The organism is Phaeobacter sp. JH20_34 (genome assembly GCF_048056095.1).
GTDB classification, from domain to species: domain Bacteria; phylum Pseudomonadota; class Alphaproteobacteria; order Rhodobacterales; family Rhodobacteraceae; genus Phaeobacter; species Phaeobacter bryozoorum.
The window spans coordinates 42,986-69,603 of the sequence record NZ_JAYMWT010000004.1; the positions used below are offsets into that span (position 1 = coordinate 42,986).

A 26,618-nucleotide genomic window follows, 5' to 3' on the forward strand; every position below is an offset into this window, starting at 1 on the left:
AAACCGGCCGGGCCGCTTTTACTGCCCTGCCGCCATCTTCTGGCTCAAAATATCCCGGGGTTTGGGGCAGAGCCCCAATTGGTCAGGTCTGTGGCAGCTGCACCCGGTTCACATGGCCCATCTTGCGGCCCGGCTTGGCTTCGGTCTTGCCGTAGAGATGGATGGCGCAGCGGGTTTCCTGAGCCAGCTCAGGGATCCGGTCCACATCGGCACCGATCAGGTTCTCCATCACCACATCGCTGTGCCGCTGCCCATCGCCAAGGCTCCAGCCAACAATTGCGCGGATGTGTTGTTCAAACTGATCCACGGCGCAGCCATTCTGCGTCCAATGGCCGGAATTATGCACCCGGGGAGCGATTTCATTCACGATCAACCCCTGTGGCGTGACAAAGAGTTCGACCCCGAGGACGCCCACATATTCCAGCGCATTCAGGATCTTGCCCGCCATCAGGACCGCGTCCATACGCTGTCCGGCGCTGAGGCGCGCGGGCACTGTCGTTGTATGAAGAATGCCGTCGCGGTGAACGTTCTCACCGGGATCAAAACAGGCGATCTCGCCGCTGACGCCGCGCGCGGCGATCACTGAAATCTCATGGCTGAAGGTGACAAACCCTTCCAGGATCGAAGGGGCGCCTGCCATCTCGCTCAGCGCGGTGGCTGCGTCTTCAGGCGCCTTGATCCGGGCCTGCCCCTTGCCGTCATAACCGAAGCGGCGTGTTTTCAGGATCGAGGGGGTGCCGATTGTTGCCAGCGCCGCGTCTAGGCTGGCCTGATCGGCAATATCGGCAAAAGCTGCGGTGCTCAGGCCGAGATCCTGCAGAAAGGTCTTTTCGGTCAACCGGTCCTGGCTGATCCGCAGGGCCTCACGGCCGGGGCGGATGGGTTTGTGCTGTTCCAGCAGGTCCAGCGCCGACGTCGGGATGTTCTCGAACTCATAGGTGATCACATCAACAGAGGCGGCAAAGCCTGCCAGCGCGTCCGCGTCCTCATAGCTCGCGGTTGTCACCTTATGGGCGACATCTGCGGCCGGGGGATTTGCACTCGGCTCGAAGATATGCGTGCGAAAGCCGAGACGGGAGGCGGCGACCGACAACATGCGGCCCAGCTGGCCACCACCGAGAATGCCGATGGTGGCGCCTGTGTTCAAACGATCAGTCATCAACCGGTTCCTCTGGGATCGAAGCGGAAAGAGCCGCGCGCCAGTCGTCGAGACTCCGGGCAAGTTCGGGATCCTGCAAGGCCAGAATTCCGGCGGCCATCAATCCGGCATTTGCTGCACCGGCGGCGCCGATGGCCATGGTCGCAACCGGGAAGCCCTTGGGCATCTGCACGATGGAATAAAGCGAATCAACACCGGAGAGGGCGCGGGTCTGAACCGGCACACCAACCACCGGAATGCGGGTTTTCGACGCGACCATACCGGGGAGGTGGGCGGCCCCGCCGGCGCCTGCGATGATCACCTGCAGACCACGTTCGGCGGCAGATTTGCCATAGCTCCACAGCCGGTCCGGGGTGCGATGGGCCGAGACGATCTTGGCCTCATAAGGCACGCCCAGTTCGTCGAGGAGGGTGGCGGCTTCTTTCATGGTTGGCCAGTCGGACTGACTGCCCATGATGATGCCCACTTTGATGTCGGCGGTATGCTCTGGCATAGGCTCGGATCCTGTCATGCCGCGGGCCTGCGAACCCGCTGGGTTGGAGGAAGCGCGCACTATAGAGAACCCTGTGCATCGCGCAATGCGGCATTGGAGCTGTCGGGCGCGTTGGCTGGATCGGGGATCAGGCGATGATATCCGGTGTCAGCCGGTCTTCGATCAAGGCAATCTTGTCTTTCAGGATCAGCTTCTGCTTCTTCAATCGCTGAATGGTCAGCTGATCGCTGGTCCCGCGCTCCTGCAGGGCCACGATTGCTTCGTCCAGATCGCGGTGTTGCCTGCGAAAGACCTCCAGCTCCACCTGTAAAACATCATCGGTTTTCATGGAGATATCGGTTGGTGCGTTCATTGGCGACTCGTCGGCTGGCGGGTTAATCTTTGGCGAATATTACGCTTTTAGAGGCTTTTGCGCCAGCGCCGCGGTGCCTTGGGCTTGTGAAAACAGATAAAACATCCATATTCTTAGGGAAGCGGTCGCCATAATGGGGCCGTCACCATACGTCGCTTTAGAATCAAGGACGAAACCCGTGTCTAAACTCACACTTGGCTCGTATCCGCATATGTTGGGATTTGAGCAGCTGGAACGCCTGTTGGAACGCTCGGCCAAATCCGGGAACGAGGGCTATCCTCCCTATAATATCGAACAAACCTCAGATCATTCCTATCGCATCACGCTGGCGGTGGCCGGCTTCGGCGAGGCGGATCTGGCGATCACCGTCGAGGACCGTCAACTGGTCATCCGGGGACGCCAGAGCGATGACAGCGATGGCCGGGTGTTTTTGCACCGGGGCATTGCCGCGCGGCAGTTTCAGCGCATGTTTGTGCTGGCGGATGGGGTCGAGGTGGGGGAGGCCATTATGGAAAATGGCCTCTTGCATGTCGACCTGACCCGATCGCGGCCCGAAACCGTGGTTCAGACGATCAATATCAAGAAGGGGTAAGACAGATGCATACAGCCTATCAGTTCAACGATGCCGACAGCCGCATTGTCTATGTCAAGGCGGTTGATGTCGCGGATCTCCCTGCGGAGGTTCAGGCCGGTGCCGCCGGGCGCAGCCACCTCTATGCGGTGCATGATGCCGCTGGTGAACAGCTGGCCCTGGTCAGCGACCGGAAAATGGCCTTTGTTCTGGCGCGGCAGCATGATTATGCGCCGGTGCCGGTGCACTAATAGATACTGCCGCACGGCGTGAGCAACGCCAGCGCAGGTGATTGCAAGCGGATCGGGCGCCATACCCATGGCGCCCTTTTTGTTGGGTGGCTGACAGCTGCGGCGGGGCTCTCAGGCTGTCCGGCAGGCGCTGCGCGCAGGTGCAATCAAAGGGGCAGGCGGCAACTCCGGGCCCAAATCCGCTTGCGATGCCGCGTGCGGCGTGATCTTGCTGACGCAGGACCGTGATCACGCCGGGGAGGGTACATTGCGATACGATTTTGACTGGGTAGATGCCTTTTCGGGCCGGGCCTTTGGTGGCAACGGCTGCGCGGTGGTCCATGGCGGCGCCGGGCTGAGCGATGAGATCTGCATGGCCTATGTGCGCGAGACCTCGCTGGTGGAATGCACCTTCACCGGCCCGTCACAGGTTGCCGATGTGCGGGTGCGCTATTTCCTCGCCAGCCGCGAGATCCCTTTTGCAGGCCATCCGACCATTGCCACCGTGGCAGCCTTGCGCGACCGTGGCCTGATGGAGGGCGATGCGATCACGCTGGAGACCGGAGCCGGTCTGGTGCGGGTGAGCATGGCGGATGATCTCATTGAAATGACCCAGATCGCGCCAGAATTCGGCGCCTTTGCCGATCCGCAGCTGGTCGCGGCGGCGGTTTCGCTGCCGGTGGAGGCGATTGTTGGCCGACCGCAGCGGGTGTCGACCGGATTGCCGTTCTGTATCACGGTGTTGCGGGACCGTGCCGCGCTTGAGGCCGCGACGCTGGATGTGCCGGCTCTGGCCCGGCTGGGGGCGGCAATGGGTGCCGACGGTATCGACATGATGGAACCGTTTCTGGTGACCTTGAGCGGTGCCACCGCCGAGGGGGACACATTCTCGCGGCTGCTGATGGCCCCGCCGAGCCCGCCGGAGGATCCATTTACCGGTTCGGCGACCGGCGCCATGGCCGCCTATCTGTGGCACCACGGTCTGATGGAGCCCGACCGTTTCATTGCCGAGCAGGGACATGGTCTTGGCCGTCCCGGTCAGGCTGTGGTGACGCGGGTTGGCCCGGCGGATGCGATTGAGGGCGTGCGGGTGGCGGGCCGGGGCTATGTTCTGATGCGCGGCACCGTAGATCTGCCAGACCTCGGCTGACAGAGGGCGGACTGTGACGCGCGAGCCTGCCATTGCGGTGGTGCCCTATGGGGCAAAGCTGAACCGGGCCTTTGCCAATCGCGAGCTTGCAAGCCTGCACTGGCCGTTCGGTTGCCCCGGCGATCTGATCGGCGGGCGGGTCTCGGATCTTGCAGCGCAAGACCATCTGATTGTCTGGGCAAAAACCGGAATGCACCTGCCGGGGCGCTGGCCCTGTCGGGCGGGGATCTCCATGATGGTGATGGAGCCCAAAATCATGTCGTCGTTGCACCACCGGCTGCTGCCCTGGACCTGGCGGCAGTTCTTTCGGGTGTTCAGCTATAATGAGGACTTGCTGGCAGGCATCGGCAACGGGCTTTTCCTGCCCTTCGGCACCACATGGGTGCCTGAGTGGCAGGAGCTGGTGATAGAGAAACATGCCGATCTTTCAATCATCGCCTCAGCCAAGCGGAACCATCCGGGCCACAAGCTGCGCCATGACGTGGTCGAACATCTGAGGCGCAGCACGCCCGAGGTGGCCATCCTCGGGCGTGGATACCAGCCGTTTGAGACAAAATCCGACGGGCTGGCGCCCTACCGCTATAGTGTGGTGATCGAGAATGTCCGCGAACGGAATTATTTCTCAGAGAAGCTCATCGACGCGGTTCTCTGCGAAACGGTGCCGATCTATTGGGGCTGCCCGAATATCAGCGATTTCTTTGATCCTGCCGGAATGATGATCTGCTCGACCGGCGAAGAGATACGCGCGGCCATCGCGATGATATCGCAGGATGATTACACGGCGCGGCTGCCGACGCTCAGGGCGCTTAAGCCGGAGGCTGCGCGATATGGCAGTATTGAGCGCCGCGCGGCGGAGGCGCTTCGGGCCAGCCTTTAACCCCATGTGTGAGTCGAAAAAGGCCGCCCGATCGGGCGGCCTTCTGTCAGTCTTGCGGGTGGATCAGCCTGCGATCAGCCCCATGTTCTCCAGCTTCAGCAGAACCTGATGGGCGCAGTTGTCGACGTCGACATTCTCGGTCTCGACACGCAGCTCCGGATCAACGGGGACATCATAGGGATCGGAAATCCCTGTGAATTCCTTGATCTTTCCTTCACGAGCCAGCTTGTAGAGACCCTTGCGGTCGCGGCGCTCGCATTCCTCGATCGAGGTCGCAACATGCACCTCCAGGAAAGCACCGAACTGCTCCACATCCTCACGCACGGCGCGGCGGGTAGTGGCATAAGGCGCGATCGGCGCGCAGATGGCGATGCCGCCGTTCTTGGTGATCTCGGAGGCCACATAGCCGATGCGGCGGATGTTGAGGTCGCGGTGCTCTTTCGAGAAGCCCAGTTCGGAGCTGAGGTTTTTCCGCACGATGTCGCCATCGAGCAGCGTCACCGGACGGCCGCCCATTTCCATCAGCTTGACCATCAGAGCATTTGCAATGGTGGATTTGCCGGAGCCGGAGAACCCGGTGAAGAACACGGTGAAGCCCTGCTTGGAACGTGGCGGCTTGGTCTTGCGCAGCTCATTCACAACCTCGGGGAAGGAGAACCACTCGGGGATCTCCAGGCCTTCTTGCAGGCGGCGGCGCAGTTCGGTGCCGGAGATGTTCAGGATGGTGACATTGTCGCGATCTTCAATCTCGTCGTTGGGTTCGTATTGGGCGCGTTCCTGCACATAGACCATGTGTTTGAAGTCGACCATTTCGATGCCGATTTCTTCCTGATGCTCGCGGAACAGATCCTGCGCATCATAAGGGCCGTAGAAATCTTCACCGGCGGAGTTCTTGCCGGGGCCTGCGTGATCGCGACCAACGATGAAATGGGTGCAGCCGTGATTTTTGCGGATCAGCCCGTGCCAGACCGCCTCGCGCGGGCCGGCCATACGCATTGCCAGGTTCAAGAGCGACATGGATGTGGTGGCCGCCGGATACTTGTCCAGCACCGCCTCGTAGCAGCGTACGCGGGTGAAATGATCGACGTCGCCCGGTTTTGTCATGCCGACAACCGGGTGGATCAGCAGGTTGGCCTGGGCCTCGCGCGCGGCGCGGAAGGTCAGTTCCTGATGTGCCCGATGCAGCGGGTTGCGGGTCTGGAAGGCCACGATGCGGCGCCAGCCCAGTTTGCGGAAATAGGCGCGCAGCTCGTTCGGAGTGTCGCGACGTCCGCGGAAATCATAGTGGACGGGCTGCTGGATGCCGGTCACCGGGCCGCCCAGATAGATCTTGCCTGCGGTGTTATGCAGGTAGTTGACCGCCGGATGGGCGTCATCATCAGCGCCGAACACCTTTTCGGCTTCGCGCGATTTGTTCGGCTCCCAGCGATCGGTCACGGTCATGGTGCCAAGGATGACACCTTCCTGATCGCGCAGGGCGATGTCTTCGCCGATTTCCAGCGATGCGGCAAAATCCTCGGACACATCCAGCGTGATCGGCATCGGCCAGAGGGTGCCGTCCGCAAGGCGCATGTTTTCGACAACGCCGTTGTAGTCTGCTTCGCTCAGAAACCCTTTCAGCGGGTTGAAGCCGCCGTTCATCAGCAGCTCCAGATCGCAGATCTGGCGCGGGCTCAGGTCATGGCTCTTCAGCTCTGCGGCCTCGACCTTCAGCTTTTGGGCGGAGTCATAGGAGACATAAAGCTCCGGGATGGGGGCAAGATTATTCTGCATCAACTTGGTCCTGTACTTGAAGGGGACGAGGCCACTGGTGGTCCCAGTGAGTTCAGCGTGAAGCGCGTCGTATTCGGCGAACTTGCGGGCGAGAAACTGATCGGTGAGCCGGATTTTTTCGGCAGCACCTCGGGTGGTAAGCGCATAGGCGAAGCGTTGACGTTTGTCGGGACCTGCGCGATGGCTGACCTTGACAAGACCGGCTTCTGCGGCTGCGCGTAGATGTGCATTGAGCCGCCCAAGTGATATCCCGACAGCCGTCGCCGTCGTCCGCTGCGAGGCGTCTGGCGCCTTGTCGAGCTGGCTGAGGATACGAAAGAGCAGGTCTTCGTCCTCATGGCTGAGTGGTGTGGATCGGGATGGCATCGGGTCGACTCAAAGTGTGTTCATGGGTGAACACATGTCATGCTTTGCAGTCGCAGCAAAGTCAAAACGCTTTTGAGTTTCGCGAAAAAGACCGCCGTTCCCCTATTGCAACGCAAGCGGAACGGGCGGTCTGTTGTCCCCGACGGGCCGGGACAGGGGTCTGGCAGCCGGGGCTGCCTTGGGCTCAATCCTCGGCAAATCCCCAGCCGTCTGGCCGAAACCCATGGTCAAGTGCAGTCCGGGTTGCGACCTCTTCGACCATCCAGATCGCTGATGCGGACAGGATCTGTTCGGGCATCGTCGCGATCAATGTGGCGGGATCATCGCCCTCGGCCTCTGCCCATTGGGTATAAAAGCCCAGATCGGCCAGTGCCTCGGCAAGGGGCATCCAGTCCTTGGCCTCTTCAGCGACAAAGAACAGATCAAGATCCGCCTCAAACGGCAGGTCACCCTCGGCCTGCAAATCGGAGAAGGCCGAGAATGTCTCGGCCTTCTGGGTGTCGAAATCATGCGCCACCGCGCTCACTCCTGCTCTGCGAGGAAGCGTTCGGCATCCAGCGCCGCCATGCAGCCCATGCCGGCGGAGGTCACCGCCTGACGATATTTGTGATCGGTCAGGTCACCAGCGGCAAAAATGCCGGGGATGGAGGTTTCGGTGGTGCCGGGCGTTACCTTCACATAGCCGCCATTGTGGGTTTCCAGCACGTCCTTGACCAATTCATTGGCAGGCGCATGGCCGATGGCGACAAAGACGCCCTTGCAGGAGATTTCGGTGATTTCGCCGGTCTTCACGTTCTTCACCCGCACGCCCTCGACGCCCAGCGGGTTCTCGGTGCCGATCACCTCTTCCAGCTGGTGGAACCACAGCGGCTCAATCTTCTCGTTCTTCATCAGGCGGTCTTGCAGGATTTTCTCTGCGCGCAGCTCGTCGCGGCGGTGGATCAGCGTCACCTTGGAGGCAAAATTGGTCAGGAACAGCGCCTCTTCCACAGCGGTATTGCCGCCGCCGATCACCACAATCTCCTGGCCGCGATAGAAGAAACCATCGCAGGTCGCGCAGGCGGAGACGCCAAAGCCCTTGAACTTCTCCTCGGACGGCAGGCCGAGCCATTTGGCGCGCGCGCCGGTTGCCAGAATGACCGCATCGGCGGTGTAGACGGTGCCGCTGTCACCCTTGGCCACGAATGGGCGCGAGGTGGTGTCGAGATCGGTGATGATGTCCCCGATGATCTCGCAGCCCATCGTCTTGGCGTGCTCCTGCATCCGCACCATCAGATCCGGGCCCTGAACCTCGGTGTCGCCAGGCCAGTTCTCTACCTCGGTAGTCGTGGTCAGCTGGCCGCCCGGCTCAATGCCCTGAACCAGAATCGGCTCCAGCATGGCGCGGCTGGCGTAGACGCCGGCGGTGTAGCCTGCCGGGCCGGACCCGATGATCAGAACCTTGGTGTGGCGCGTGTCGCTCATCTCATTTCCCCAGTCGATGAAAGGGCGGTCTTGCCGCCGTCAGGCAATGCATATAACTGCACCCGGCGATGTCTTAAAGCCCCGGCTTCAGCGATGTCGGATGCCCCCGGTTTTGATGCCTGGGCTAAGATGCTGAGGTCTCATCTTGTCAACGGCAAATATTGTTGCGCGCGTCTGAAATAATATTGCGTGCGTTACGGATGCTGGTATAACAAACGGAAAATTCAACAGGAGCTTCCAGATGGTCACAACACGCCTTGATCCGATTGATCGCAAGATTTTGTCGGAGTTACAGGCCGACGGTCGTATGACCAATGTTGAACTGGCCAAGCGTGTGGGTATTTCCGCACCGCCGTGCCTGCGCCGGGTGCGCTCGCTTGAGGAGGCCGGGCTGATCCGCGGATACCATGCGGAGGTCAACGCACGCGAACTGGGGTTCGAAGTGCAGGTCTTTGCCATGGTGGGGCTGGAGAGCCAGGCCGAGGCCGAGCTGAGCGCCTTTGAAGCGAAATGCCGCGACTGGCCGCTGGTGCGCGAGTGCCACATGCTGAACGGCGAGGTGGATTTCATCCTGAAATGCGTCGCGCCCGATCTCAGCACCTTCCAGAGCTTTCTGACCGGCGATCTGCTGACGACGCCGAATGTGGCCAGCGTCAAGACGTCGCTGGTGATCCGGGGGGCCAAGGACGAACCCGGCGTTCCCTTTGATGTGCTGGAGCAACGGCTCGCGCGCGAAGCCTGAGGGGCAGAGCCTCGCAGAAATCGGTCAGGCCAGTCTGATCAGAAAAAGCGCCTCGCAATGCGGGCGCTTTTTTCGTTTGGGGCGACCGCCGCAGCGGTCGGCGGACCCGGCTTAATTCATATCGGGATCTTGCAGCAGGATCCGGGGATAGGCCAGCGGGCCGAAGCCTGCGATCGATTCGACATGCGAAAACAGGTTCAGATAGAGCGTGCGGATGGCGTGGCTCACCAGTTTCAGGGCCTCCGGGCCGGGGTGATAGGTTTCGAACGGCAGACCGCCGACACTGATCGCCGCATGGCGCGGCAGGCACAGATGAAAGAGGTCCACGGCGGTCGGGGGCGCGGTTTCGAAAATACTCATCCCGTCATGATATTGCTGCACCGGAACCAGCGAGGCGGCATTGTCCAGCTTGATCCCCGGCAGAGGTGCCCGTTGCAACAGCCGCGCGGCGGGGCCTGCGACAACCGTCGACATCGGCTTTGCCTCGCCAAGGCTATCGGCGGTAAAGCTGGTCAGCCGGTGGCTGCGACCGTGCTGCCCGCTGCGCGATGGGACAAGGCTGGTGCTGCCTTTCCACAACAGGGGGAGGGGATCGCCATCAAAGGTGATCAGCTCATCGCCCGGCAGCAGATCCTCGATTGCAATGGGCCCCTGCGTGGTCTCGATCAGGGATCCGCGGCAAAAGGCGGTAAAGGCGTCTTCGAACAATGGCAGCGACGGTGCGACATGGCGTGTCTCGGCGATCTGGCCGTTTGGCAGCAGGCTACAGACATCGTAACGGCGCAGCTGTGGCCGGGTCCCGCCGCGCTGGGCAGCAGGGTCCTGTAGCAGAGCATTGGCTTCGACCGCATTGGCAGCTGCGCGTCGCAGCGACTGGGGTATGGTCATGGCGAACGTGCCTCTCTCATGACTGTACTTGCATCAACCCCGGCAGCGCGATGAGCAGAAGGCGCGCCGGAATCGCTTGGTCCCTGTCGGGCGCCCCGGTCGCAATACGCGCGGTCCGGGGCAATGCGCCCAATCGGGCAGGTAAATGCGGCGGTCCTGTCTTGGGCAGAGGCCGCCGCCGGAGGTGATCACCGGTGGACGGTGTCAGGCGGGTATTCCCGGCCCCGTCGTGAGAGGGGGCCGTCGAGATTGCAGGGACGCCTCTTCAATGATCTCAGGCGCTCTTGGCCTGGGCCGGGCGCCGGAGAGTCTCGCGACGCCGCTCAATCGCGATCTGCCGGGTGGCGCCACGCGTCCAGGGTAGGCGCACCTCTTCGGTCTTGGCGGCAGCTACAATGGATTTGATGAAGCGCGATTTTGGTTTCATGAGGCGTCTCCTGTAGGAGCGGGGCAGCATTCTGCGGCCCGCGCTTTAGTCCCGTCTTTTGTCGCCTGCCAATGCGCCGGGAATGTGGCCGATCTGTGGAAATCACAGGAACGCCGCAGTGATCCGCGCGCACTCAGCCCCCGCGCGGGCGCGCTTCGGTGGTCACATTGGGCCGCGAATTGCAGGTCGCGGCGCCTACAGGCGAATGCAGGAGATCAGGCGCCCGTAGTCGACCTCTTTGTGATGGGTCGCGCGGCGGAAGGAATAGAACCGTTCCGGGTCGGAGTAAGTGCAATGTCCGGTCCATGCGGCCTCGGCCACGCCGGCGCTGCGCAGTTTGTGCAGACCCAGGGAGGGCAGATCAAAGAGGTAGCGATCGCCCTCGCCATTGGCAAAGAACCGTGCGTTTTCCGGATCCTGCATCATGAAGTCGTCAAAGAACTCAGGGCCGACCTCATAGGCGCGCTGCGAGATCGACGGGCCGATAACCGCGCGGGTGGCCTGCCGCCGCGCGCCCAGCTGTTCCATCGCGTCCAATGTGGCCTCCAGCACGCCATCAAGCGTGCCGCGCCACCCGGCATGAGCTGCGCCGACCACATTGGCCTCCGGGTCGTGAAACAGAACCGGCTGGCAGTCGGCGGTCAGGATCGACAGCACCACGCCGGGCACATTGGTGACCATGGCATCAGCCTGAATATCGCCCTGAATATTGTCCTGCCGGGGATCGGAGATGGTCAGGACATTGGCGGAATGCACCTGATTCACCCGGCCAAGCGCCTCGGGCGATGCCTCCATCGCTGCGGCGACGCGCATCCGGTTGATCTGCACCGCTTCGCGCTGATCCGACGAGCCAAGCCCGCAATTCAATCCGGCAAAAATACCCGAAGAGGCCCCGCCGCGACGGGTAAAGAAGCCGTGTTTGGTGCCATTGAGCAGCTCGGAGATGAGAATTTCCAGCGTCATGCGTTCAATCCCGGTGGGGGTGCGGTCTCTTCGGGGAAAATCCCCAGTATCTTGAACAGGTTTCCCATTTCCTCAGGATGCGTCAACCGTCGATGCGCCGCAATCAGAGATTGCAGCGCGTCGCCGTTTAGCCGCGCCGCCAGCGCCTGTGCCCGATCGGTGATGCCCAGACGCTCCAGAAACACGCCTTGCGGGGTCAGCCGACTATAGGCACAGCCCGCAGATTTCGCAGCCAGTGCAAGCGCTTCGAAATCGACATGGGTGGTCAGATCGGCGCTGCCCGGATCCTTCAGCGGATCGCTTGGCGCATGGGCGCGCAGGGCCTGCAACGTATCCCCCAGCGAACGCCAATCGCCGTAATCGACAATAAGCGCGGTTCCGCCGTAGCGCGCGATCCGGGTGGCGATGGTCTGAACCATCGGTTGCGCGGCTTCACACTGCTCGACCAGATCACCGTCGCGGGTGTCCTCAAGGCGATGCGCCAGCGCGGGCTGTGGCGCCACCGCGCCAAGGCCAAAGCTGAGCGTGCCATCCTGAAGACCCACTGATTTTTCGCGCCAGCCATCGCCATCGCGCAGAAATTGCCGCACCGGCAGCGCATCAAAGAACTCATTTGCGATTAGAAACAGCGGTTGCTCGGGCAGCTCGGCGATATTCGGGTACCAGACCGGGTCATGGCCTGCCAGTTGCCTCGCCTGACGGGCGCGCAGGGTGGGGGAGGCCTCCAGCAGGGCAATCTGCATGGCGGCGTGAAACCCGGGCACGCCTTTTGTGGCGCGCAGCAGATCAGCCATCAGGGTGCCGCGACCGGGACCCAGTTCGGCCAATGTGAACCGCTGAGGTTGGCCCTGATCCAGCCAGCATTGTGCCAGCGCCAGCCCGATCAGCTCTCCGAACATCTGGCTGATTTCCGGGGCTGTGGTGAAATCCCCCTTGGCCCCCAGTGGGTCGCGGGTGGTGTAATAGCCATAGCTTGGATGCAGCAGCGCCTCGGCCATGTAATCCGCGACCGAAATCGGCCCCTCGGCACGGATGCGGGCAGTGATATGGTCGCTCAGGCTCATGCCGGAACCACCGCCATGCGTCGGCTGCGCAGCACCAGAATGAGGCCGATGGCGATCATCGGCAGCGACAGCAGCTGTCCCATGGTCAGACCGTAGCCGCCGATATGCCAGGCCAGCCCCAGGGGGTTCTCTGCGGTTACGAATTGGGCGTCGGGCTGGCGCATGAATTCAACCGCGAAGCGCGCCGCGCCATAGCCTGCCAGAAACACGCCGGTCACCCGGCCTGGGTGGGTCAGCGCCGCGCGCCGGTAGACCAGCCACAAGAGCACCGCACCAAGGATCAGCCCTTCCAGCAGCGCCTCATAGAGCTGGGACGGGTGGCGCGCACAGATCTCCCCCAGTGCCTGCCCGCAGGACTGCGCCGCGCGCCCGGGAAAGGCGACCCCCCAGGGCAGATCGGTTGCCCGCCCCCAGAGCTCGGCGTTGTTGAAGTTGGCAAGTCGGCCCAGCAAGAGGCCCGGTGGCACCGTATGTGCCACCAGATCAGCGATCTGAAGGCGCGGGATCCGGTGGCGCAGCGCATAAATCCAGGTGGCAATGATCACCCCCAGGAGACCGCCGTGAAAGGCCATGCCCCCCTGCCAGATGCGCAGGATCTCGGCCGGGTTCTGAAGGTAGTAGCCGGGCTGATAGAACAGCACATAGCCAAGCCGTCCGCCCAGAATGACGCCGAGGATGATCCAGGTGAGCAGATCTTCGACCTGTTGCGGTTTCATCGGGGGCTGTGCGTGGGGCCAGAGCGCGGGGCGCCGCAGCGCCGCGACCGCCAGCCGCCAGGCGATGACAATCCCGACGATATAGGCCAGCGCGTACCAGCGCAGCGCGAATTGGCTGCCGAACAGCTCAATTGTGAAGATTTCCGGGGTCAGATCGGGGAATTGGAGGATGAATGCGTGCATGTGCCGTCAATGCCTTTGCGGGGGCTGCGGTGTCAACGGCTTGCCGCCGCCGGTGTTGATGACCATATAGGGGTCAAGGCAGACATGGAGAAGACAATGCAGACGCGCAACAAGATCATGGATGATATTTCCCAGCTGATGACCAACGCGATGGGTGTGGCCCATGGCGCGCGGGAAGAGGCGGAGACCGCCATGAAGGGGCTGATCGACCGTTGGCTGGCCGATCGCGATTTCGTGACCCGCGAGGAGTTCGACGCCGTGCGCGCCATGGCCCAGAAGGCGCGTGAAGAAAACGAAGCGCTGAAGGCCCGGCTCGACGCGCTGGAAGCGGATAAATCCGCGTGATCCGGTTCCGGGGCTGAGCGGCAGGCACAGCCCGCCGCCCGGCGCTGAAATATCCGATCTGCAACATTTGCTGGCGTGCGGCCCGGTCCGGGTGGCGCGCCATTTTTGCGACCGAGCCCGCGTCGCAGACTCCCACCCGGCGCAGCAGGATCCCGCAGCTGCCTCTCTTCACAGCACTGTCACGATATTTTGAGGGTCATCGCCTTTCGTCCACAACTTATTGCAGTTATCCCCAAATAAAGGGTTGCCAGACGGCCTTGGTGCCTCCACCATATCTGGTAGGAGGACGGGTAAATCCCTCTCCTTATTGAGCAGGCCGCTAGCAATTGGGGGTGCCCCGCATCTCTTTTGCTAGAGATCAGAGAGGTGGCAACATGGCTCTTTCCGAACATTTTCTGGAAGACGAAATTCACCCTATCGACATCGTCGAACACTTGGCCTCGGACCACGATTGGGACTTTGACCGCATAGGCGACGATCAGATCGCCATGGCGGTGGAAGGCCAGTGGCGCACCTATTCGCTGACATTGGCGTGGTCCGGCTATGAAGAAACCCTGCGGATGGTATGCAGCTTTGAGATGGAGCCGCCGAAGGAACAGCTGCCGCGGCTCTACGAGCTGATCAACGAGATGAATGATCAGTGCTGGGCCGGTGGCTTTACCTTCTGGCCCGATCACAAGCTGATGCTGTATCGCTATGGGCTGGTATTGACCGGCGGACAGGTGGCAAGCCCTGAGCAGATCGACACGCTGATCAACTCCGCTGTCGCAAATTGCGAGCGCTACTATCCGGCAATCCAGCTGATGGTCTGGGGCGGACAATCGCCGCGCGACGCGCTTCAGGTCGCCATTGCAGAGGCTTACGGGCGCGCGTAAACCTTTCCCCGAACCGGCGCTGCATGGTGCCGGAGATCCGATCAGGGGAGGGGAAAGATGCAGGTATCACAGATCGCAGCGCGGGGCATCGCGCTCTTGGGCTGCGGCAAGATGGGGTCGGCAATGCTGGCCGGTTGGCTTGACCGGGGTGTTGACCCGGATACCGTCTGGGTGATTGATCCCAATCCTTCCGACTGGCTGCGCCAGACTGGTGTGCATCTCAATGCGCCCTTGCCCGAGGCCGGTGACCGGGCGCCGGGGATCGTGCTGATTGCTGTCAAACCCCAGATGATGGGAGAGGCGCTGCCGCAGCTGCAACAGCTGGGCAATGGCGAGACGCTGTTTATCTCGGTTGCTGCCGGAACCTCGATCGCTACCTATGAATCGCTTCTGGGGGCGCAGACGCCGATCGTGCGCGCCATGCCGAATACACCTGCCGCCGTCGGGCGTGGCATTACCGCGCTCATCGGCAACATGCGCGCGACCGAGGCGGATATAAATCGCGCCGATACGCTGTTGCAGGCCATCGGCCAGACCGTCCGATTGCAGAGCGAGGCGCAGATGGATGCTGTCACCGGCGTCAGCGGCTCCGGCCCGGCCTATGTTTTCCATCTGATCGAAACCCTTGCCGCCGCTGGCGAGGCTGAGGGGCTGCCTGCCGATCTGGCGATGCAGCTGGCCAAGGCCACCGTCGCAGGGGCCGGTGCCCTGGCAGAAGCCTCCGAGGAAACGCCAGCGCAGCTGCGGGTCAATGTCACCAGCCCCAATGGCACGACCCAGGCCGCGCTGGAGGTGCTGATGGATGAGACCGACGGCTTTCCGCCGTTGCTGCGCCGCGCCGTGGCGGCAGCCACCAACCGGTCGAGGGAGCTGTCCCGTGGCTGACATCAGTTTTGACGAATTTCTCAAGGTCGATGTGCGCGTGGGCGAGGTGGTGCGCGCCGAGGACTACCCCGAGGCTCGCAAACCCGCGATCAAGATGTGGGTGGATTTCGGCGATGACATCGGCATCAAGAAAACCTCGGCGCAGGTGACGGCCCATTACACGGCGGAAACGCTGCTGGGCAAACAGGTGATGGCCGTGGTGAATTTCCCGCCCCGCCAGATTGGCAAGTTCATGTCCGAAGTGCTGGTGCTGGGGCTGCCGGATGCCACCGGAGAGATTGTTCTGATTGGTCCGGATGGACCGGTCCCATTGGGAGGGCGGATGCATTGAGCGGCAAACTCTGGATTACCCGGCCAATGACAGCCGCGGTTGAGGCGCGTGCGCGGGCGGAATTCGATGTCGAGATCCGCCAGCAGACCAGCCCTTTGAACGCCGATGAGCGCCAGCGTGCGCTGCGTGATTTCGACATCGTCCTGCCGACCCTGGGGGACCAGTTCGACGCAGGCAGTTTTGCCGCCGTGCCGCAGCCACGGTGCAGGTTGCTGGCCAATTTCGGCGTTGGCTTCAATCATATCGACGTGGCGGCCGCGCGCCGGGCCGGGATCGTGGTCAGCAACACCCCCGGCGCCGTTACCGATGCGACCGCTGATATTGCGCTGACGTTGATGCTGATGACCGCCCGCCGTGCCGGCGAGGGCGAACGTCTGGTCCGCTCCGGCGATTGGCAGGGCTGGCATCCCACCCAGATGCTGGGGATGCATCTGACAGGCAAACATGTGGGCATCGTCGGCTTTGGCCGCATCGGTGAGGCCATCGCGCGGCGCTGTCACTTCGGCTTTGGCATGTCGGTCAGCTATCTGGCGCGCAGCGACAAATCACCCGGCTTCCCGGTGTCACGCGCGGAAAGCCTGACCGCTCTGGCGGCTCAGGTGGATGTGCTGGTGCTTGCAGTGCCCGGCGGTGCGGAGACGCGGCATTTGATCAGCGCGGAGGTTCTGGCGGCGATGCGCCCTCATGCCCTGCTGATCAATATCTCGCGCGGTGAGGTGGTGGATGAGGCGGCGCTGATCGCCGCCCTTCAGGCGGGCGCGCTCGGCGGGGCAGGTCTGGATGTCTATGAATTCGAGCCGGAGGTGCCGGAGGCCCTGCGGCAGATGGAGCAGGTCACGCTGCTGCCGCATCTGGGCACCGCCACCGAGGAGGTGCGCAGCGCCATGGGACATCTGGCGCTGGACAATGTCGCCGCCTTCCTTGCTGGTCGGCCGTTGATTTCGCCCGTGTAACTGTCTGTGTAACCGCCAGCGTATCGCGTCGGGGCGTCTAACGCCCCGCGCGGCGTCAGATGCGCCCGGCCTCCGCTCGGTGCAGGCCGTTTCAGATCAGCCCGCAGCAGAGGTGGGCTGATCGCCGGTGGCCTCGCGCCAGTGACGACGGCAGAGCGATACATAGGTTTCATTGCCGCCGATCTGCACCTGCGCGCCTTCGGTGATGGTCTGGCCGTTCTCATCCTGCCGGATCACCATGGTTGCCTTTTTACCGCAGTGGCAGATGGTGCGGACTTCGCGCATTTCATCGGCCAGCGCCAGCAGGGTGGCGGAGCCGGGAAACAGTTTGCCCTGAAAATCGACCCGCAGCCCGTAGCACAAAACCGGCACCCGCAGATCGTCGACCACCCGCGCCAGATCCCAGACCTGATCCGGCGACAGAAACTGCGCCTCATCGACAAAGATGCTGGCAACACTGCCCCTTGCCAGTCGCTCTGTCACTTTGTCGAACAGGTTCTCACCGGGCCGGAAGATGTCAGCCTCGGCACCGATCCCGATGCGGGAGGCGATCCGCCCCTGACCGGCGCGGTTGTCCAGCGCTGCGGTCAGCAGATAGGTGTCCATATCGTTCTCGCGGTAGTTATGCGAGGCTTGCAAGAGCACCGTCGATTTGCCGGCATTCATGGTGGAGTAGTGGAAGTAAAGCTTGGCCATGGCGCTGATTTAGCCGCAGAGCCGGTCGGAGGAAACGGTTTTCTTCACCAATTCTTCACCGATTGCCCGATGAGCCGACGGCATTTTCGGTCTGAGGATAAAACGCCCTGCGCGCGGATGCCGGTTCGCGGCGAAACAACCCGAGAAACGAACCACATGACACCTGCGGCAGGGCGCCAACTGGACGGAAATTGCCCACCAGCGAAGGCCCACGAAACACGCCTTCGCCCCCAGCGCGTTTCCCTGTCTCGCGACCCGGAACAGCGCGGTAAGTCCCTTAAAAACCTTAGGGATAGAAATAGCTTTGCATTTCCTTTAAGTGTCGTGAATGGGAAATTAACGCGTTTCTTCCCCGATGGGGTCGCGGTCATATGCAGGTAGATTTTATATGGCAGACATAGGTACTTATCTAAAAAAGCACACCGAGGCTCTGGTCAAGGATGTGGGGATCGAGGCAGCCTGCCAGATCACAGGAAAATCCAAGGCGACGTTGGGGCGGTATTACTCGGATAATGCCGAACATGTCGATCGGTTCATGCCCGTCGACGCCGTTGCCAAACTGGAAGCTGCGGCCTCCTTCCCGCATGTGACTTCCGGTCTGGCGGATCTGAAGAACATCACCTTGTCCTACTGTCAGGCCAGCCCGGCCTCAGAGGCGCGCCGCGGTGGCGTCAATGCGGATGTGATTGCGCTCAGCCAGCGCTTTGCCACATTGATGAGCGAATATCAGGAGGCCATGGCCGATGGGATCATCACCATCAATGAGGCCAAGCGGTTGCTGCGCGAAACGGTGATGCTGCAGCAGGTGCTTCTGGATATGAAACTGCATCTGGAAGAAGAAAGTGGCTGAGACACTGACGACGGGGCCTGCTGTTTCGGCTGACGGGCGTGTGGCGGAGGATCTGCCGGCGCTCATCGCCGAGGCCTTGCCGCAGATTGATATCGCCCGCCTGGCAGCGACAGATGACCCGCAGCATCCGCCCCGGATCCTGCTGCTCTATGGCTCCCTGCGGGCCGTCAGCTACTCACGCAAGGTTGCCGAGGAGGCAGCCCGGATCCTGCGCGCGCTGGGCTGCGAGGCGCGGATTTTCGATCCGAGCGGGCTGCCATTGCCCGATGACACCGGCAGCGAAGATCACCCCAAGGTGAGCGAACTGCGCGATCTTGCGGTCTGGTGCGATGGAATGGTCTGGTCCAGCCCGGAACGGCATGGCGCTATGACGGGCATCATGAAGACACAGATCGACTGGCTGCCGCTGTCGCTGAAAGGCGGTGTTCGCACCACGCAGGGCAAGACGCTGGCGGTGATGCAGGTCTCCGGCGGGTCGCAATCTTTCAACGCTGTCAACCAGATGCGTATTCTGGGCCGCTGGATGCGGATGCTGACCATCCCCAACCAATCCTCGATTCCCAAGGCGTGGCTGGAATTTGCCGAGGGGGACCGGCTGCCCGAAGGCCCGTTCTATCGCCGCGTTGTCGATGTGATGGAAGAGCTGGTGAAATTCACCTGGCTGACTCGCGGTCGCAAGGACTACCTGGTCGACCGCTACTCAGAGCGGGTTGAGGACGCCGAGGCCGTGCACCAGCGGGTGTCGCAGAAATAGCGCCGGACCCGAGCTGAAGGCGAGACTGAAAAAGGGCCTGCCAGGATCGGCAGGCCCGAATTCGTTTGGTAACTGGTCCGGCAGGCTCAGGCCGCGCGGCGCAGGATCACCGATCCCACCGAATAACCGGCACCGAAAGAGCAGATCAGCCCCAGATCGCCCTCGGCCAGATCATCCGAATATTTGGAGAAGGCGATGATCGACCCTGCCGAGGATGTATTGGCGTAATCCTGCAGGATATTGGGCTGTTCACCGGCCTCTGGCGTGCGGCCGAGGACCTTTTTGCCAATGAAATCGTTCATCGTCTTATTGGCCTGATGCAGCCAGAGCCGCTTCAGCTCGGTGTTGCTGACGCCCTCGGCCTCCATGTGATCCGCAATATGCTGGCTGACCATCGGCAGCACTTCCTTGAAGACCTTGCGCCCGTTCTGCATGAACTGCATGTCCCGACGATCTGCGACCCCATCCGGGCGCGACCGGCGCAGATAGCCATTGTTGTTGCGGATATTGTTGGAAAAGCTGGTGGCGCAGCGGGTCGACAGGATTTCGAAATGCGGGCCGCTGGCGTCTTCGCTGCGCTCGATCAGGGTGGCCGTTGCCACATCGCCAAAGATGAAATGGCAATCGCGGTCGCGCCACTCAAGATGGCCGGAGCAGATCTCGGGATTGACCACCAGCGCCGACCGAATGGAGCCGGAGCGCACCATATCGGCAGCCGCCTGAATCCCAAAGGTGGCGGAGGAACAGGCGACATTCATGTCAAAGGCAAAGCCTTCGATGCCAAGAAGATCCTGAATTTCGATTGCCAGCGCCGGATAGGCGCGTTCCATATTCGAGGCCGCACAGATGACGGCGTCGACATCCGCCGCAGTCTTGCCGGCCTGTTTCAGTGCTTTCTTGGCGGCATCCAGTGCCATTTCGGCCATGATGGATGGCTCGTCATCGTTGCGCTGACGCAGCAGCGGGTGCATCACCTCAGGATCAAGAATACCGCTCTTGTCCATCACGTAGCGCTGTTCGATACCGGAGGCCTTCAGGATGAAGTCTTCGGAGGAATGCGCCAGAGGATCCATCTCACCCGCTGCAATCGCCTCTGCGTTCTCGGCATTGACCTTATCGGCATAGGCATTGAAGGCTGTGACCAGCTCGGCGTTTGTGATCGTCTGTGACGGCGTAAAGACGCCCGTGCCGGTGATGGCGGGTGTATACATGAGCTGGACCTTCGGGTGGTTTTCAAAAGTGCTGCATATCTGGGCATCTTCCCCCAGTGAGGTCAAGGGCAAGGCCCTTGGCGTTACGGGCGCAGCCCCTACGTCAACCTGATCAGGGCGTCCCGGAGCATTGTTGATATGAATAAAATGCTTCCCTCCTTGAATGGTTCGAAATTTGAAGTATATGCGCGATGAAGGCGATGGTGGTATGATTCGACAAACCGGCAACGACAGCGACACCCAAACTGACGGCGAAACCGCGACGGACGGCAATCAGGCTGAGACCTGCCCGGAGGTCTGCGCCATGCTGGGTGTCTTTGCGCTCTATTGGCGCATCGACTCCTGCATCGAAGACACCGTTGACCTGCCAGACCTGAGCCGGATGGAATGCCATGTGCTGGTGCGTCTGGGCACGCCCTGCCGGATGGGAGAGCTGGCGCGGATGTTGCAGACGGTGCCTTCGTCGGTGACCACGGCCGCCGACCGGCTGGAACGGCAGGGTCTGATCCGCCGCAGCAGGGATCCGCAGGACAGGCGCGCCTGGTTGTTGTCGCTTACCCCCGACGGCGCCGCCAAACGCCAGTATCTGGTCGAGGCGATGACGGATCTGTTCCAACGTATTTCCGGTTTGGACCCGGAGGAAATCAAACAATTTGCGGCCTTGTCGGCCAAGATTCATGACACAGTCATTAAAGCGGACGCGAAGCCGCGTCGGAAGGAGTAACCCATGCAGCTGAGTTCGAGAGTCATCGCCGGGGTCGCCGCGTTGCTACTGGTGGCCACACCAACACTGGCACAGAACGTCCTGAAACCCGTGAAACTGATGGAAACACGCTCAGGCGCGGTGCCGATCCAGCGCGAGTTCTTCGGTCAGGTCGCGGCAAAAGAGACGGTGGATCTGGCGTTTCAGGTCGGCGGACAGGTTGTGAAATTCCCTGTCACTGAGGGGGCTTTCCTGCCAAAGGGGGCTCTGGTCGCGGAGTTGGATCTGGAGCCGTTCGAGCTGAAACTGGGACAGGCCCAGCTGCAAAAAGAGCAGGCGGACCGAACCGTCACGCGGCTGGAAAAGCTGACCGGCACGGTCAGCCAGGTCTCCATCGACGATGCCGAAACCCAGGCCGGACTGGCCCGCATTGCGCTAAGGGATGCCGATTATGCGCTGGAACATGCAACGCTGAACGCGCCATTTGATGCCCTGGTGTCCAGCCGTGAGGTCGCCCTGTTCAGCACCGTCAGCGCCGGCAGCCCGATTGTGCGCCTGCACGACATGTCGGAGCTGCATATCGAGGTCGATGTGCCCGAGGTTCTGTTCCAGCAAGGCGAGGACAATGACGCGCTGACCATCACGGCAAGCTTCCCCGGCAGCGACAAGACCTACCCGCTGGAAATCCTTGAGTTCGACGCCGAGGCCAGCAGCGTTGGCCAGACCTATCGCGTGACCTTCCGTCTTGACCCGCCCGAGGACCGCCAGATTTTCCCCGGGGCCTCGACCTCTGTGCGGGTGACCGTAGATACCGGCATGTCTGCGATTGTGGTCCCGCCAACCGCCATCGTGCCCGCCGCCAACGGCGACACCGGGGTGATGCTATTTACACCCAAGGGCGCGGATGAGGGCACCGTCACCTGGACCAGGGTCGAAACCTCGGCCACCGACGGTGGCCAGATCGAGATCGTCTCGGGCCTGAACGGTGGCGAAGAAATCGTGCTGACCGGTGGCAGCGCGCTTGCTGACGGGGCGGCCGTGCGTCGCTTCACCGGCTTCACCAACTGAGGGCGGATCAGATGGACATTGCACGCGGGTCGATCAATCGGCCGCTTTATACCTGGATCATCATGCTGGCCGCCCTGTTTGGCGGTATCTGGGGGTTCCTGAACCTCGGGCGGCTCGAAGATCCGGCCTTCACCATCAAACAGGCTGTGGTCATTACCCAATACCCCGGCGCCAGCGCCGAGCAGGTGGCGCTGGAAGTGTCAGAGCCACTGGAATCAGCGATCCAGAAGATGGGGGAGGTGAAGCAGATCACCTCGATGAACCAGCCGGGCCTGTCGCGCATCGATGTCGAAATGCAGGACACCTTTGACGGCACCGAACTGCCGGGCCTCTGGACCAAGCTGCGCAAAGAGGTCGAAGACGCGGCGCGGAACCTGCCCGACGGCGTCAGCGACCCTTTTGTGAACGATGGTTTCGGTGATGTGTTCGGGGTCTTCTACGCCGTTACCGCCGAAGGCTTCACGGATGCCGAACGCCACCAGCTGGCGACATTCCTGCGCCGAGAGCTTCTTGCCGTTGATGGCGTCGCCGACGTCGAAATCGCGGGCCTGCCGGAAGAGGCGATCTTTGTCGAGCCGAAGATGGCGATTACCGTCAACCAGAATATCCCGATTGGCGCGGTTTCGAACGCATTGGCCACCGCCAATTCCGTCCGCTCTGCCGGTCAGGTCGACAACGGGCCTGCCCAGACACGCATCAGCGCGCCGGAAGGCTCGGACTCGGTGACGGAAATCGCCGGGCTGACGATTGGCTCTCAGGGGGAGGTCATCAATATCATTGATATGGCGGATGTGCATCGCGGCCGCCTCGATGATCCCTCGCAGATCATTCGTTTTGACGGCGTCGAGGCCTTTACCATGGGGGTTGCGGGCCTTGCGACTGAAAACATCGTTGAGGTCGGCCAGCGGGTTGATGCACGGCTGGCGGAGCTGAGCACACACATCCCCTATGGTGTGGAGCTGAAGCCAATCTATCAGCAGCATGTGGTCGTAGACGAGGCCTCCAATGCCTTTCTTGTGAACCTCGCGATGTCGGTCAGTATCGTTGTCATCGTGCTGGCGGTCTTCATGGGGTGGCGCGCGGCTGTTGTTGTCGGCGCCACCCTGCTGCTGACGGTTGTTGGCACATTGATGTTCATGAATATCTTCGCCATCGAAATGGAACGGATCTCGCTCGGGGCGCTGATCATTGCGATGGGGATGCTGGTGGACAATGCCATCGTCGTGGCCGAGGGGATGCAGATCTCCATGGCCCGGGGCCGGACCTCACGCGAGGCCGCGCATGAGGCTGCATCGAAAACCCAGATCCCGCTGCTGGGCGCGACGGTGATCGGGATCATGGCCTTTGCGGGGATTGGTCTCAGCCCGGATTCAACCGGTGAATTCATGTTCTCGCTCTTTGCGGTGATCGGGATTTCGCTGTTGCTCAGCTGGCTGCTGGCGCTGACCGCGACGCCGCTGCTGGGGCATTACTTTTTCAAACAGGGTACCGGCGACGATCAGGATGCCTATTCCGGCCTCTTGTTCCGCACCTATGGCAATATCCTGCGCCTGTCCCTGCGGCTGCGCTGGCTTGTGGTGCCGGGTCTGTTTGCGATCACGGTGCTGTGCTTCATCGGTTTTGGTCAGGTGAAACAGCAGTTCTTCCCCAACTCCAACACGCCGCTGTTCTTTGTGCATTACAAGCTGCCGCAGGGTACGTCGATTGCAACAACCTCCGAGCATATGCGTGTGTTTGAGGACTGGCTGGCCGAACGGGACGATGTAGAGACGGTCGCGACCTTTGTCGGGCAGGGGGCCACGCGCTTCATGCTGACCTATGATTCCGAAGACCCGAACCCCAGCTATGGCCATCTGATCATCCGCGCAACGAGCCTTGAGGGCATCCCGGCTCTGCAGGCGGATCTGGAGGACTTCGGTCAGGGACGCTTCCCCGAAGGCGAATTCCGCACCAAGCGGCTGGTCTTTGGCCCCGGTGGGGGGGCGCCTATCGAGGTCCGTTTCGCCGGCCCTGATCCGCGCGTGCTGCGCCAGCTGGGCGACGAGGCCATGCAACGGCTGCAAGAGGCGTCGCAGGACATCCTGAGTGTGCGTCAGGACTGGCGCGAGCAGGAGATCACGCTGAAGCCGATCTATGCCACCGATCGGGCACAGACAGCCGGTGTGTCGCGCGATGCCATCGCTGATGCGCTGCAATTCTCGACCGACGGTCTGCGCACCGGCGTGTTCCGGGAGCGGGACCGCCTGATCCCCATCGTCCTGCGCCGACCTGCCGACAGCTCCTATAATCTGATGGACCAGCTGGTGTTCTCAGAGGCGGCGGGCAAATTCATCCCGCTTGAGCAGATGGTCGACGGGGTCGATGTGGTGGTGGAGAACACCCTCGTGCATCGTCGGGACCGGGTGCCGACCTTGACCGTTGGTGCCGATATCCGGGCGGATCTGACCGCAGCCACCGTCTTTGCCCAGGTGAAGGACAGCATCGAGGCGATGTCGCTGCCGACCGGCTATACCATGGAGTGGGGTGGCGAGCATGAGAACTCAGCCGATGCCAATGCCAGCCTCGGCAAGCAGCTTCCGGTGACGATCCTGATCATGGTTCTTATCTCGGTACTGCTGTTCAACGCGATCCGTCAGCCGATTATCATCTGGCTGCTGGTGCCGATGTCGGTCAACGGGGTGGTGATTGGTCTGCTTGGCACCGGTATGCCCTTTACCTTCACGGCGCTTCTGGGTCTGCTCAGCCTCTCTGGCATGCTGATCAAGAACGGCATCGTGCTGGTTGAGGAAATCGATCTGGTCCGGGCCGAGGGCAAACCCCTGCGGGAGGCCATCGTCGAGGCATCGGTGTCGCGTCTGCGCCCGGTGATGCTGGCGGCGGTGACAACCATCCTTGGCATGGTGCCGCTGCTGACCGACGCGTTTTTCGTGTCGATGGCGATCACCATCATGGGGGGGCTGGCCTTTGCCACCATCCTCACGCTGGTGGCCGCGCCGGTGTTCTACCTGATCTTCTTTGCCCGCGATGAAAAGCGCGAACAGGCTGCCGCAGCCTGATCCCGCCCCGCTGAACTCTGAAAAAGCCCCGGTTGCAGAACCGGGGCTTTTTCTATGCGAATGATCTCGCTCAGGTTGTGCGCGACCCTGTGCGGCTGATAGCGTGTCGTCCGCATGATGCGTGCAGTGGCGTCAGGCATCACGGGAGAACCCCGCTATCGCGGCCCCCGCAGCCCGTCAGGGCAGGGGCAAGGCAGAGGCGGAGGGCAGACATCTGCCTTAAGAGTTTCGCGCATTGAGCGAGTCGTCCGGTGACGCCTCAATTGGGGAAATGGCCGACCTAATTCCGCCTCAATCCCGATGATTCCTTTCCAAATTCCGATGCGACATCAGCAGACACAGGAAAAAACGCACCAAAATCCTTGCTGGAAAAGTTACAATTATTCATGTGTTTAAGTGGAATTATTCTAAAAGTGTTCAGGAAGGTTAAGGAAAATATAGAGATGTGGCGCAGTGATGGCCGCAAATATCGGCCGCGTTAACCGGACGTTAATCACGTCACATTCTGCACCTCTTTCTGACAGCTCCCTACAACTCCAAGCCGCATTCCAGCCCCAGCAGACCCTGATGATGGCGATGTGGGAAAAACTGGAGTGGACCATGAAACGCATTATCGGACTTATCGCCGCCGCCTTTATTTCGAGTACAACCTTTAGCCTCCCTGCCGAGGCGCAATCCGCAGGCGTGCGCGCCGTCGAGGGCTGGGAAGCTGTCGGACGGCTTAATATTGGCGGGCGCAATATGTGTACCGGCAGCCTCATCGCGCCAAATCTGGTGCTGACCGCCGCACATTGTCTCTATAATCCGCAGACCGGGCAGGCGGTAAACCCGCGCAATATCAAGTTCGAGGCCGGTCTCAATGGCCGCCGGGCCAAGGCGTCACGCCGTGTGGTGAAGGCTGTTGTTCATCCCGGCTATCGTCACAGCTGGTCCAGCAACAGCGCAGCGGGCAGCGATATTGCGGTGCTGCGTCTGGACCGCCCGATCTCCGGCAGCGAGATCCGCCCCTTCGTGCTTGCCGCTGCGCCGACACCGGGGGAAAGCGTGGATGTACTGTCCTATACCGTGAACCAGGCCACCCGACCGGCCCGCGAAAAAGACTGCCAGATCCTGTCCACCCGCAGCGCGACGCTGGTGACCTCCTGCCGTGTCGAATATGGCGCCTCCGGCTCGCCGGTGTTGCAGATGCGTCCGGGCGGCACCCCGCGGCTGGTATCGGTGATCTCTGCCAAGGCGCAGATGGGTCGCAAACGGGTTTCGCTGGCCACCCCATTTGATGGATCGCTGCGTGCGCTGATGCGCCGCGCGGGCTGAGCACGGGCTGTCCGGCCTCCGCTCCGTTTCCCACAAAAGCGTTTGTAGGAGGCGGGCCATCCCTGATCAGCCAAAAACCCCGGAGCCTCGGCTCCGGGGTTTTCCTATGTCCGAACCTTTGCCCAGCCCTCCCAGCAGGCCGCCTGTTGCGGCGAGGGC

29 protein-coding genes are annotated in these 26,618 nt (G+C 61.8%); 16 read left to right on the top strand and 13 right to left on the bottom strand.

Annotated features, from left to right (window positions below):
- Nucleotides 1-82: 82 nt before the first annotated feature.
- The 3 genes from VWZ81_RS01645 to VWZ81_RS01655 all read right to left on the bottom strand — a co-directional run bounded on the left by VWZ81_RS01645 (nt 83) and on the right by VWZ81_RS01655 (nt 2,004).
- Entirely contained in the window at nt 83-1,159 is a 1,077-nt protein-coding gene (locus VWZ81_RS01645) for a 5-(carboxyamino)imidazole ribonucleotide synthase (RefSeq protein WP_416541888.1), read from the bottom strand.
- Nucleotides 1,152-1,652: a 5-(carboxyamino)imidazole ribonucleotide mutase gene (gene purE, locus VWZ81_RS01650; RefSeq protein ID WP_416541889.1), complete on the bottom strand. Its 501-nt coding sequence runs from the start codon at nt 1,650-1,652 to the stop codon at nt 1,152-1,154. The genes VWZ81_RS01645 and purE overlap by 8 nt, the downstream gene beginning before the upstream one ends.
- A gap of 127 nt (nt 1,653-1,779) precedes the next feature.
- Nucleotides 1,780-2,004, bottom strand: a complete 225-nt coding sequence (locus VWZ81_RS01655; RefSeq protein WP_340546229.1) for a YdcH family protein — start codon at nt 2,002-2,004, stop codon at nt 1,780-1,782.
- Nucleotides 2,005-2,182: 178 nt separating this feature from the next.
- On the opposite strand from VWZ81_RS01655, the gene VWZ81_RS01660 reads away from it, so the two are divergent.
- From VWZ81_RS01660 to VWZ81_RS01675, 4 genes are all read left to right on the top strand, one after another.
- A complete protein-coding gene (locus VWZ81_RS01660) occupies nt 2,183-2,596 on the top strand; it encodes an Hsp20 family protein (RefSeq protein ID WP_072505182.1) in 414 nt (137 codons plus the stop codon).
- 5 nt (nt 2,597-2,601) lie between these two features.
- Nucleotides 2,602-2,826: a DUF1150 family protein gene (locus VWZ81_RS01665; RefSeq protein ID WP_340546228.1), complete on the top strand. Its 225-nt coding sequence runs from the start codon at nt 2,602-2,604 to the stop codon at nt 2,824-2,826.
- 247 nt (nt 2,827-3,073) lie between these two features.
- Complete coding sequence (locus VWZ81_RS01670; RefSeq protein ID WP_416541890.1) at nt 3,074-3,955, top strand: PhzF family phenazine biosynthesis protein; 882 nt, start codon at nt 3,074-3,076, stop codon at nt 3,953-3,955.
- A gap of 13 nt (nt 3,956-3,968) precedes the next feature.
- Nucleotides 3,969-4,832, top strand: a complete 864-nt coding sequence (locus VWZ81_RS01675) for a hypothetical protein (protein ID WP_416541891.1) — start codon at nt 3,969-3,971, stop codon at nt 4,830-4,832.
- A gap of 63 nt (nt 4,833-4,895) precedes the next feature.
- Here the strand turns inward: VWZ81_RS01675 and VWZ81_RS01680 are convergent, their stop codons facing one another.
- The 3 genes from VWZ81_RS01680 to trxB form a co-directional block, all read right to left on the bottom strand.
- A complete protein-coding gene (locus VWZ81_RS01680; protein WP_416541892.1) occupies nt 4,896-6,971 on the bottom strand; it encodes a bifunctional sulfate adenylyltransferase/adenylylsulfate kinase in 2,076 nt (691 codons plus the stop codon).
- Between the two features lie 184 nt (nt 6,972-7,155).
- The gene (locus VWZ81_RS01685) at nt 7,156-7,488 is read right to left on the bottom strand and encodes a ribonuclease E inhibitor RraB (RefSeq protein ID WP_416539132.1); all 333 of its coding nucleotides are present in this window, start codon (nt 7,486-7,488) and stop codon (nt 7,156-7,158) included.
- A gap of 5 nt (nt 7,489-7,493) precedes the next feature.
- The gene (gene trxB, locus VWZ81_RS01690; protein ID WP_416535007.1) at nt 7,494-8,435 is read right to left on the bottom strand and encodes a thioredoxin-disulfide reductase; all 942 of its coding nucleotides are present in this window, start codon (nt 8,433-8,435) and stop codon (nt 7,494-7,496) included.
- 241 nt (nt 8,436-8,676) lie between these two features.
- Between trxB and VWZ81_RS01695 the strand changes: the two genes are divergently transcribed.
- Nucleotides 8,677-9,177, top strand: a complete 501-nt coding sequence (locus VWZ81_RS01695; RefSeq protein WP_340546222.1) for an Lrp/AsnC family transcriptional regulator — start codon at nt 8,677-8,679, stop codon at nt 9,175-9,177.
- 111 nt (nt 9,178-9,288) lie between these two features.
- On the opposite strand, the gene VWZ81_RS01700 is transcribed toward VWZ81_RS01695, so the two are convergent.
- The 5 genes from VWZ81_RS01700 to lgt all read right to left on the bottom strand — a co-directional run bounded on the left by VWZ81_RS01700 (nt 9,289) and on the right by lgt (nt 13,418).
- A complete protein-coding gene (locus tag VWZ81_RS01700) occupies nt 9,289-10,065 on the bottom strand; it encodes a Hint domain-containing protein (protein ID WP_416535008.1) in 777 nt (258 codons plus the stop codon).
- Between the two features lie 274 nt (nt 10,066-10,339).
- Entirely contained in the window at nt 10,340-10,492 is a 153-nt protein-coding gene (locus tag VWZ81_RS01705) for a hypothetical protein (protein ID WP_340546220.1), read from the bottom strand.
- A 195-nt stretch (nt 10,493-10,687) separates the two neighbouring features.
- On the bottom strand, nt 10,688-11,455 hold the full coding sequence (gene pgeF / locus VWZ81_RS01710) for a peptidoglycan editing factor PgeF (protein ID WP_416535010.1): 768 nt from the start codon (nt 11,453-11,455) through the stop codon (nt 10,688-10,690).
- A complete protein-coding gene (locus tag VWZ81_RS01715) occupies nt 11,452-12,519 on the bottom strand; it encodes a class I SAM-dependent methyltransferase (RefSeq protein WP_416541893.1) in 1,068 nt (355 codons plus the stop codon). The genes pgeF and VWZ81_RS01715 overlap by 4 nt, the downstream gene beginning before the upstream one ends.
- A complete protein-coding gene (lgt, locus tag VWZ81_RS01720; RefSeq protein WP_416541894.1) occupies nt 12,516-13,418 on the bottom strand; it encodes a prolipoprotein diacylglyceryl transferase in 903 nt (300 codons plus the stop codon). Before lgt ends, VWZ81_RS01715 begins: the two co-directional genes overlap by 4 nt.
- A 96-nt stretch (nt 13,419-13,514) precedes the next feature.
- Here lgt and VWZ81_RS01725 point away from each other — a divergent pair, with 96 nt between their 5' ends.
- The 5 genes from VWZ81_RS01725 (at nt 13,515) to VWZ81_RS01745 (ending at nt 16,807) form a co-directional block, all read left to right on the top strand.
- On the top strand, nt 13,515-13,763 hold the full coding sequence (locus tag VWZ81_RS01725; protein WP_340546216.1) for an accessory factor UbiK family protein: 249 nt from the start codon (nt 13,515-13,517) through the stop codon (nt 13,761-13,763).
- 374 nt (nt 13,764-14,137) lie between these two features.
- A complete protein-coding gene (locus tag VWZ81_RS01730; protein WP_340546215.1) occupies nt 14,138-14,638 on the top strand; it encodes a YbjN domain-containing protein in 501 nt (166 codons plus the stop codon).
- Nucleotides 14,639-14,695: 57 nt separating this feature from the next.
- Complete coding sequence (gene proC / locus VWZ81_RS01735) at nt 14,696-15,523, top strand: pyrroline-5-carboxylate reductase (RefSeq protein ID WP_416541895.1); 828 nt, start codon at nt 14,696-14,698, stop codon at nt 15,521-15,523.
- Complete coding sequence (locus tag VWZ81_RS01740) at nt 15,516-15,854, top strand: tRNA-binding protein (protein WP_340546213.1); 339 nt, start codon at nt 15,516-15,518, stop codon at nt 15,852-15,854. Before proC ends, VWZ81_RS01740 begins: the two co-directional genes overlap by 8 nt.
- 26 nt (nt 15,855-15,880) lie before the next feature.
- Nucleotides 15,881-16,807: a 2-hydroxyacid dehydrogenase gene (locus VWZ81_RS01745; RefSeq protein ID WP_416541323.1), complete on the top strand. Its 927-nt coding sequence runs from the start codon at nt 15,881-15,883 to the stop codon at nt 16,805-16,807.
- Nucleotides 16,808-16,903: 96 nt separating this feature from the next.
- On the opposite strand, the gene VWZ81_RS01750 is transcribed toward VWZ81_RS01745, so the two are convergent.
- Nucleotides 16,904-17,503 (bottom strand): thymidine kinase, encoded by a 600-nt coding sequence (locus VWZ81_RS01750; protein WP_340546212.1) that lies wholly within the window; start codon nt 17,501-17,503, stop codon nt 16,904-16,906.
- A gap of 388 nt (nt 17,504-17,891) precedes the next feature.
- Between VWZ81_RS01750 and VWZ81_RS01755 the strand changes: the two genes are divergently transcribed.
- Together VWZ81_RS01755 and arsH are read left to right on the top strand one after the other, a co-directional pair.
- Complete coding sequence (locus VWZ81_RS01755) at nt 17,892-18,353, top strand: hypothetical protein (protein WP_340546211.1); 462 nt, start codon at nt 17,892-17,894, stop codon at nt 18,351-18,353.
- A gap of 52 nt (nt 18,354-18,405) precedes the next feature.
- The gene (gene arsH, locus VWZ81_RS01760; RefSeq protein WP_416542441.1) at nt 18,406-19,107 is read left to right on the top strand and encodes an arsenical resistance protein ArsH; all 702 of its coding nucleotides are present in this window, start codon (nt 18,406-18,408) and stop codon (nt 19,105-19,107) included.
- A gap of 86 nt (nt 19,108-19,193) precedes the next feature.
- Here the strand turns inward: arsH and VWZ81_RS01765 are convergent, their stop codons facing one another.
- The gene (locus VWZ81_RS01765; protein ID WP_416539128.1) at nt 19,194-20,318 is read right to left on the bottom strand and encodes a beta-ketoacyl-ACP synthase III; all 1,125 of its coding nucleotides are present in this window, start codon (nt 20,316-20,318) and stop codon (nt 19,194-19,196) included.
- 208 nt (nt 20,319-20,526) lie between these two features.
- Between VWZ81_RS01765 and VWZ81_RS01770 the strand changes: the two genes are divergently transcribed.
- The 4 genes from VWZ81_RS01770 (at nt 20,527) to VWZ81_RS01785 (ending at nt 26,459) form a co-directional block, all read left to right on the top strand.
- Nucleotides 20,527-21,042 (top strand): MarR family winged helix-turn-helix transcriptional regulator, encoded by a 516-nt coding sequence (locus VWZ81_RS01770; RefSeq protein ID WP_416541896.1) that lies wholly within the window; start codon nt 20,527-20,529, stop codon nt 21,040-21,042.
- A gap of 3 nt (nt 21,043-21,045) precedes the next feature.
- Nucleotides 21,046-22,089: an efflux RND transporter periplasmic adaptor subunit gene (locus VWZ81_RS01775; RefSeq protein WP_340546208.1), complete on the top strand. Its 1,044-nt coding sequence runs from the start codon at nt 21,046-21,048 to the stop codon at nt 22,087-22,089.
- An 11-nt stretch (nt 22,090-22,100) separates the two neighbouring features.
- Complete coding sequence (locus VWZ81_RS01780) at nt 22,101-25,145, top strand: efflux RND transporter permease subunit (protein ID WP_416541897.1); 3,045 nt, start codon at nt 22,101-22,103, stop codon at nt 25,143-25,145.
- A gap of 600 nt (nt 25,146-25,745) precedes the next feature.
- Nucleotides 25,746-26,459: a trypsin-like serine peptidase gene (locus VWZ81_RS01785; RefSeq protein WP_340546206.1), complete on the top strand. Its 714-nt coding sequence runs from the start codon at nt 25,746-25,748 to the stop codon at nt 26,457-26,459.
- Nucleotides 26,460-26,618 lie beyond the last annotated feature (159 nt).

Bases quoted from the DNA above. Each gene is read 5' to 3' on its own strand.
- VWZ81_RS01645 (WP_416541888.1), bottom strand. From the start codon at position 1,159: ATGACTGATCGTTTGAACACAGGCGCCACCATCGGCATTCTCGGTGGT.
- purE (WP_416541889.1), bottom strand. From the start codon at position 1,652: ATGCCAGAGCATACCGCCGACATCAAAGTGGGCATCATCATGGGCAGT.
- VWZ81_RS01655 (WP_340546229.1), bottom strand. From the start codon at position 2,004: ATGAACGCACCAACCGATATCTCCATGAAAACCGATGATGTTTTACAG.
- VWZ81_RS01665 (WP_340546228.1), top strand. From the start codon at position 2,602: ATGCATACAGCCTATCAGTTCAACGATGCCGACAGCCGCATTGTCTAT.
- VWZ81_RS01680 (WP_416541892.1), bottom strand. From the start codon at position 6,971: ATGCCATCCCGATCCACACCACTCAGCCATGAGGACGAAGACCTGCTC.
- trxB (WP_416535007.1), bottom strand. From the start codon at position 8,435: ATGAGCGACACGCGCCACACCAAGGTTCTGATCATCGGGTCCGGCCCG.
- VWZ81_RS01695 (WP_340546222.1), top strand. From the start codon at position 8,677: ATGGTCACAACACGCCTTGATCCGATTGATCGCAAGATTTTGTCGGAG.
- VWZ81_RS01700 (WP_416535008.1), bottom strand. From the start codon at position 10,065: ATGACCATACCCCAGTCGCTGCGACGCGCAGCTGCCAATGCGGTCGAA.
- VWZ81_RS01705 (WP_340546220.1), bottom strand. From the start codon at position 10,492: ATGAAACCAAAATCGCGCTTCATCAAATCCATTGTAGCTGCCGCCAAG.
- pgeF (WP_416535010.1), bottom strand. From the start codon at position 11,455: ATGACGCTGGAAATTCTCATCTCCGAGCTGCTCAATGGCACCAAACAC.
- VWZ81_RS01715 (WP_416541893.1), bottom strand. From the start codon at position 12,519: ATGAGCCTGAGCGACCATATCACTGCCCGCATCCGTGCCGAGGGGCCG.
- lgt (WP_416541894.1), bottom strand. From the start codon at position 13,418: ATGCACGCATTCATCCTCCAATTCCCCGATCTGACCCCGGAAATCTTC.
- VWZ81_RS01725 (WP_340546216.1), top strand. From the start codon at position 13,515: ATGCAGACGCGCAACAAGATCATGGATGATATTTCCCAGCTGATGACC.
- VWZ81_RS01730 (WP_340546215.1), top strand. From the start codon at position 14,138: ATGGCTCTTTCCGAACATTTTCTGGAAGACGAAATTCACCCTATCGAC.
- proC (WP_416541895.1), top strand. From the start codon at position 14,696: ATGCAGGTATCACAGATCGCAGCGCGGGGCATCGCGCTCTTGGGCTGC.
- VWZ81_RS01745 (WP_416541323.1), top strand. From the start codon at position 15,881: ATGACAGCCGCGGTTGAGGCGCGTGCGCGGGCGGAATTCGATGTCGAG.
- VWZ81_RS01750 (WP_340546212.1), bottom strand. From the start codon at position 17,503: ATGGCCAAGCTTTACTTCCACTACTCCACCATGAATGCCGGCAAATCG.
- VWZ81_RS01755 (WP_340546211.1), top strand. From the start codon at position 17,892: ATGGCAGACATAGGTACTTATCTAAAAAAGCACACCGAGGCTCTGGTC.
- VWZ81_RS01765 (WP_416539128.1), bottom strand. From the start codon at position 20,318: ATGTATACACCCGCCATCACCGGCACGGGCGTCTTTACGCCGTCACAG.
- VWZ81_RS01770 (WP_416541896.1), top strand. From the start codon at position 20,527: ATGATTCGACAAACCGGCAACGACAGCGACACCCAAACTGACGGCGAA.
- VWZ81_RS01775 (WP_340546208.1), top strand. From the start codon at position 21,046: ATGCAGCTGAGTTCGAGAGTCATCGCCGGGGTCGCCGCGTTGCTACTG.
- VWZ81_RS01780 (WP_416541897.1), top strand. From the start codon at position 22,101: ATGGACATTGCACGCGGGTCGATCAATCGGCCGCTTTATACCTGGATC.
- VWZ81_RS01785 (WP_340546206.1), top strand. From the start codon at position 25,746: ATGAAACGCATTATCGGACTTATCGCCGCCGCCTTTATTTCGAGTACA.